The sequence below is a fragment of the Verrucomicrobiota bacterium genome (assembly GCA_037139415.1).
GTDB lineage: Bacteria > Verrucomicrobiota > Verrucomicrobiia > Limisphaerales > Fontisphaeraceae > JBAXGN01.
The window spans coordinates 1-3,950 of record JBAXGN010000325.1 but is presented as its reverse complement, the minus strand read 5'-3'; the positions used below and the strand labels follow the sequence as shown (position 1 = coordinate 3,950).

The window sequence follows — 3,950 nt, the reverse complement described above, 5'->3', positions numbered from 1 at the left end:
GCTCCCCTCATGGAGGTGGCGTGTTTTCGGATCTCGGATTTCGGATTTCTTTCGGCATTCGGATTTCGGGCTTCGGGATTCCACTGAGTATTCCACCGAAAACAGCGAAGAACCATTCGTGCATGCCCATCAGCCTGTGCCATAATCCTCTGAGTATTGTGGATGCAACACCCTTTGCCCGCTAAAGATTGGGGATGGCCTTGGATTATTTTGCCGATGTCTAGCGACTGTACTTTTGCACCGCTCCGGCCTTATCACGGAAATATTCCAGCCATTTTCGGGTGATTGCGTCGCCAATGCTGGGACTGTTCGTCGCGTACTCCTGAATCGTTTTGCCCCAGTAAAACGTGATCCAGCCGGTCGCGTGCGGGCGCGAACCTTCGATAAAGCGGTCCAGTTCCTCAATGTCGCAGCTCAGCGGAAACATTTCCTCAACCACCACCGGTTTGCCGATGTCGTACGCTGCCAAGGCGGTAAGGGCACCGACAGCGTCGTTTTGCTTCGGGTAAAAATGGACGCTTGCAAAATCCAGATTGGCCGAAACTTCCTTGGAATAAAACAGCGGCTTGGCTTTGGGAAACACGTACACCCAGGGGATCACCCCCACGGTGACCAAATGTCGCTGGTCGTGCTTCCGAATGGCGGCGGAGAGTTTCTCCACCCAGGCTTTGGCCACGTCCGTCTGACTGCGGCCCGCCAGGTCCAGCGTGATGCGCTGCACAAAATATTTACCGGCCAACTCACCCGCCAGCCAATTGGTTTCCTTTTTATCGCCACCGGCCAGGATGGGCTCATTCATCAGGTCGTAGCAAAAAACGGCGGGGCTTTCCACGCCCACGCCGGCGATGGCCTCCCAAAAGCGCGCCTGCGTATTCCAGCGCGCGGCCTCCGGCAGCGCGTCATACCACGCGGGCACATCCTGCTTATGATAACAGCCGAGCCCGGTAAGGTCCAGATACAGCCCGCGCGCCTCGGCCAACCGGAGCAAGCGCGCGAGTTGGTGCAAGGCGGCGGCGTTGGGCTGATCCGCCGCCGTCATGAACTTGGCCACCTGCAAATGCACCCGCACCACATTGGCCCCCAATTCTTTCATCTCCGTAAAATCCCCGGCCACCGTATCCCACTCGGCTTCCCAATACTCTTCCAGCAACCTGCCCGTGGCGTCGTGATCGTAGTTGAATCCCCAGGGAATGAACGCCCGGCCCGATTTCGCGCCGGCAAAATGGCGGCCATCCTTGCCGATGCCGATGAACTCCAGCGACGCGCTTGGTTCAGTAATTGCTTGGTTTACTTCAAGCAACTCCACTTCCCAAATGCGGGCGGTGTTATCACGGGTGCCGGTAATGACCAGGCGCGCCTTGGCGGTCGTGATGGGCGCAAAGCGGCGGGACCAATCCACCAGGTCATTCCCCCGCCCCGTCGCCCCCTCCACCATCAGCCAGCGTTCCCCGTTATGATATTGCAGGGCGAAATCCTCGATCGGCGCAACGCATTCGCGGCCCTGGCGGTACCCGCTGACGATGCGCAGACCGCCAAGGGTTTGCGGGCGTTCCCACGTGAATTCCACCACGTGCGGGGTATGCGTATCGCTGATCCAACGTTGCGCATTGTCATTCAAATCGGCCCGGCCATCATTGAGCAGCGACGGCGGGGAATTCACCGCGTCCTTGCTGCCGGTCACGGTAATTTTGGCTTGGGGCGCCACGTTGACCGCTTGCTTGAGCCAATCCGGTTTCTCCACGGGAGCGGCTTTGCGGGTGACGGTCTCGCCCTGATTGGAATAGGGAATTTCCGCGCCGGATTGCTTGCCGACGCCGCGCCGCATGAGTTCCTGGAGTTCCGCGAGGTAGCGCTTATACACGGCGCGCGGGTCCACGCTCCGCCGTTTGCAGATGCTGGCCGCCATGCCGACAATCTCCCCCATGCAACCGCCGGTGCGCATCACGCGCACGCCGCCCAACGCCTCATGCGTCACACTGATGTCGCGCCCCGCCATGAATAAATTCGCAAGGTTGCGGGAATACAGGCACCGATACGGCACCCAGTACGGCATCGGATATTGGCCAAAGTCCGCCTTGGAAATGAAGGCGTCGCCCGCAAAACCGTTCTCGTACTTGGGATCGGGCAAATGCAGGTCAATCTTCCAACCGGTGGGCACGCAGCCATCGGGATACTCCCGCCCGAGTTTCAAATCCTCCACCGTCAACACATAATCCCCCAGCAAGCGGCGCGACTCCCGTTTGCCCATGATGTACGCGGACCAGTTCAATTGATAATTGGGCAGCACCTGATCCACATTCTTCATGGCATCCCACGCGCCGTACATGGCGCGGAAATTCCAATCGCGCACGTACTCCATCTCCGCAATGGGATGGCGATCAAAGCCGCTTTCCCAATACCAACCGCCCAGCTTGAGAATATCCGGCTTGGTCGCATCGCGACCGGGGAACGGCCGTTTACTGAGATCCAGCGCCCAGGGACAACGCGGAAACGGCGCGTTGCGACCGGCATCCGACACGTTCCATAAATTGCACGGCCCCATGCGCCCCTTGGGCGTCAGATCATAATCCGCCCCGGCCAGGAAGCCCACCTCGCCATCCCCGGTGCAATCGGCAAACCACCGTCCGGCCATGCGGAACCGGCGTCCGCTGGCAATCTCCTGCGCCACCACGGCGCTGATGCGCCCTTGCTTCACCTCCGCCCCGTTGACGCGATGCTCCAGAAACAAACGTAAATTCGGTTCCGCGCGCGCCACGGACAACTTCTTTTCATCCTCGTACAACTCGGCGGTATTGGCGGGGCCATAATGTGCGCGCCGCGCCGATTCCAACTCCGCGACCACATCCCCCACGCGCGGCCAGGGATCTTTATTGCGCGCCCCTTGCAACCAGACGCGCACCTCGGAACTATTATTGCCCCCCAACACCGGGCGATCCTGGATGAGCGCCACCTTCAACCCCAAGCGCGCCGCCGCGATGGCCGCGCACGTTCCCGCCATGCCGCCGCCGGTAACCACCAAATCAAACTCCCCGCCCGGTTCAGGCGCGGGCGGATGCCCCAGACACTCCCGGCGAAACGCCGCCAGCTCTGGATTCGTGTTGGGTGGTTCCAAACGGGTCGTCGCGAGAACAAACAACACGGCGTCGCACCGCCCCTCAAAGCCGGTCAAATCATGCAGCGCCAGTTGCACCGTCGCCTGCGGCACCGTCACCTTCCCGCCAGCCTGCCAATGCCACGCCGCCCCCTCCGTGCCAAACGTCACCGGCAACGCCTGCTCATTGATGAACACCTGGAAACGCCCCGGCGCGCCGGGCGCCTGCCAGCGGGCGACCCAATCCAACGTCCGCACCCACACCTGATACGTGCCGGGACCGGGCAAGACCACCGTGGTCCGCGCATCCTTCACCGGCGCCCCCAACCCATGCGCCAGCAGATACGGCGACCCCATCTGATCCATGAACTGCGGGTCCACCACCCAACCGCCGTGCTCCGTGAAACCCTCCGCCTCCACCAACACCGGACGGGGGCCTACCTGGGCCATCAGCCCTAAGGCCAAGCCCAGGCAACCCAACACCATCAGGCGAATGGGTACGCCTGATCTCAAAAAACGCTTGCGCAAGTGCATGGCGAACAGTACTCGCAACCACTCCTCTTGTCAGCACTCGATTTCACATGCTTTTCTGTCTCGAATACAGTGATATTGCCGTCACCCAACGCGGTACCATCCTTTGCTTTTACGGACGCGGTGAAAAGTCCGGCTTCGCCGGGGACCGCCTCACCCTCGCCCGCTTCAACCTCGAATGGCTCACCGATGGCAAAGATGCCTTGAAATAATCATCGCCCAGTGGCTAAACGGACAAGGTGTCGGTGGTTTTGTTAATGAATGACTCCCGGTTCTTAGTTCTACTTCGTTAAGTTATTTCTTGCGTTGCCGTCCGGGGTGCGATAGT

General features: G+C 60.4%; 3 protein-coding genes. 2 read left to right on the top strand and 1 reads right to left on the bottom strand.

Annotated features, from left to right (window positions below; genetic code table 11):
* A partial coding sequence (locus tag WCO56_29180) for a hypothetical protein (protein ID MEI7733674.1) occupies positions 1–185 on the top strand: 185 nt, incomplete at its 5' end.
* A 35-nt stretch (positions 186–220) separates the two neighbouring features.
* Here WCO56_29180 and WCO56_29175 read toward each other — a convergent pair.
* Entirely contained in the window at positions 221–3,604 is a 3,384-nt protein-coding gene (locus WCO56_29175; protein ID MEI7733673.1) for an FAD-dependent oxidoreductase, read from the bottom strand.
* Positions 3,605–3,672: 68 nt separating this feature from the next.
* Here WCO56_29175 and WCO56_29170 point away from each other — a divergent pair, with 68 nt between their 5' ends.
* Positions 3,673–3,834 carry a hypothetical protein gene (locus WCO56_29170; GenBank protein MEI7733672.1) on the top strand — a complete coding sequence of 54 codons (162 nt, stop codon included), beginning with the start codon at positions 3,673–3,675 and terminating at the stop codon, positions 3,832–3,834.
* The last annotated feature ends 116 nt before the right edge of the window (positions 3,835–3,950 follow it).